The organism is Rhodococcus sp. G-MC3 (assembly GCF_030063335.1).
GTDB lineage: Bacteria > Actinomycetota > Actinomycetes > Mycobacteriales > Mycobacteriaceae > Rhodococcoides.
Genome location: NZ_JASISW010000068.1, coordinates 1 through 2,367, shown reverse-complemented (window position 1 = coordinate 2,367; position 2,367 = coordinate 1). Strand labels below are relative to the sequence as shown.

Below are 2,367 nucleotides of genomic sequence, written 5' to 3'. Positions count from 1 at the left end.
GACCGCATTCCGTGATCACCGCATCCACCACATCCGGCGGAAAGACCCTGGTCAACAACCCCACCGACACCACATCCGACAGCCGACGATCCGAGACCGGTTTCACCCATCCGCTACGAGGCACAACCCATCATACCTCGAAGGTCCTTAACTGAACGGTATTGAGGCTAAGCGGGTCCACTGTCCGAAATCCCTGGGCCGATCACTGCGCTGCTCGCAGGCGGATACACGATCTACGCCATCAACCCGCTCGCCGCCGCACGCTATCGTGACCGGCACCATGTATCCGGAGCGAAATCCGATGCCGGAGACGCGAAACTGCTAGCAGACCTAGGGCGTGTCTCCTATATCTGGGTGTGGTTGTGCTCGAGAATATTCGGTATGTCGAGGATGAAGATGTTCACCGATGCACAGTGGGACATGATCGAACCGTTGTTGCCGTCCTCGGACGGCCTACGCGGGCGCGCGTTCCGAAACAATCGCCTGGTGGTAGAGGGAATTGCCTATCGCTATCGGACGGGTATCGCGTGGCGTGATCTGCCGTCGGAGTTCGGTCCGTGGCAGACGGTGTGGAAACGGCACCGCCGTTATGCCGGTGATGGAACGTGGGATCGGGTGCTGGCGGCGCTGTTGACCTCGGCCGATGCCGACGGGAAGGTCGATCGGCAGGTGTCGGTGGATTCGACGGTCAATCGTGCCCATCAGCACGCGACGAACCTCGCTCGTTCCACAGGGGGATCTGTCGAATTACATGAATCTGCTTGCCGAGCCCGATGATCACGGTATCGGGCGCTCGCGCGGTGGTTTGAGCAGTAAAATCCACCATCTCACCGATGGGTCCGGTTTGCCGTTGGTGCTCGTCGGTGCCGGCCAGGCCGGCGACAGTCCGATGTTTCCTATCCTGCTCTCGCACTTGCGGATCGAGCGGGAAGGATCCGTCCCTGCACGCACCAGACCGGACGCTGTCCTGGGCGACAAAGCGTACTCGTCACGGGCGAATCGGGCTCTGCTTCGGAACAAGAAAGCGGAAGCGGTGATCTCCGAGCCACGTGATCAGCAGGGGCACCGCCTGAACAAAGGTAGCGCGGGTGGGCGGCCACCGAAGTTCGATGTGGAGAAGTACAAGGGCCGCAATGTTGTCGAGCGTTCCTTCAATGCTGTCAAGCAGTGGCGGGGGCTGGCGACCCGGTACGACAAGTTGGCGTTGACGTACCGCGCCGGAGCCCTGTTACAGGCGGTTTTCCTGTGGTCACGCCAGCTCGCCATCTAGGAGACACGCCCTAGTTCGCACCGACCGCCACAATCATCGCACCGTCGCCGGCGACACCGCGGATGCCGAGGCGGTCAAAGTGCTGGCCCGTGGTCACCAGAATCTGATCTGGTCCCGCAATCGCCAGACCAACGCATTGCGCTCGGCGTTGCTCGAGTATTACCCGAGTGCTCTGGATGCATTCGAATGCCTCCATGACCGCGACGCAGTCGCAGTGCTCGCGCGCGCCGCTTCACCCGCCGAAGCCGAACATCTCAGCACCTCGTCTATACGCTCGATACTGAAAAAAGCTGGGCGACAGCGCAATGTAGATTCAAGAGCCCAGCAAATTCGCGTATCGCTACGTAAAGACCAACTGGCTGCGCCACCGCCCGTCGCAGCAGCGTTCGCCGCAACTACCCGATCGGCGGTCGCGTTGATAGCGGACTTGAACCGACAAATAACTGACCTCGAAGCAGTTCTCTCAACACATTTTAGAACACACCCGGACGCCGACATCTACCTCTCCCTGCCAGGACTCGGTGTCATCCTCGGCGCCCGGGTGCTCGGTGAATTCGGAGACGATCCCAGCCGATACACCACGGCCAAGTCTCGCAAAAACTACGCCGGCACGTCACCCCTGACCGTCGCATCCGGCAAGAAACGCGCCGTTCTCGCTCGTCACGTTCGGAATCGACGCCTCTACGACGCGATTGACCAATGGGCATTCTGTGCACTCAGCCAGAGCCCAGGCGCTCGCGCTTACTACGATAGATATCGTGCTGCGGGCAATCTCCACCACCAAGCGCTACGGGCACTCGGCAACAGGCTGGTCGGCATCCTCCACGGTTGCCTACGACATCACAGCAACTATGACGAGCACACCGCCTGGGGACACCGAGACGCCCAACAACTCAGTGCCGCTTGACAAGTTAGAGCCCTGGGGTGTCTATCCGCCCAGCTCATGGGCAACAGGACTCTAAAACAAGATGTGAACCGCACCGGGTTGTCCGGAGGCTTCACTTCTTAGGAGAATGAAGCCATGGCACGACCGGCAAGCAACTACCCCACCGAGCTGCGTGAACGCGCTGTCGGCATGTTCACCGAGATCCGCAAGG

Annotated in this window: 4 pseudogenes; 3 read left to right on the top strand and 1 reads right to left on the bottom strand. The window is 60.5% G+C overall.

Features of this window, described 5'->3' with window-relative positions:
• A pseudogene (locus QMK17_RS26160) lies at window positions 1-124 on the bottom strand (IS4 family transposase); the annotation flags it as partial.
• A 77-nt stretch (window positions 125-201) separates the two neighbouring features.
• On the opposite strand from QMK17_RS26160, the pseudogene QMK17_RS26155 reads away from it, so the two are divergent.
• From QMK17_RS26155 to QMK17_RS26145, 3 pseudogenes are all read left to right on the top strand, one after another.
• Window positions 202-339, top strand: a pseudogene (locus QMK17_RS26155) (IS110 family transposase); the annotation flags it as partial.
• A gap of 42 nt (window positions 340-381) precedes the next feature.
• Window positions 382-1,270, top strand: a pseudogene (locus tag QMK17_RS26150) (IS5 family transposase).
• 10 nt (window positions 1,271-1,280) lie between these two features.
• Window positions 1,281-2,177, top strand: a pseudogene (locus tag QMK17_RS26145) (transposase); the annotation flags it as partial.
• Window positions 2,178-2,367 lie beyond the last annotated feature (190 nt).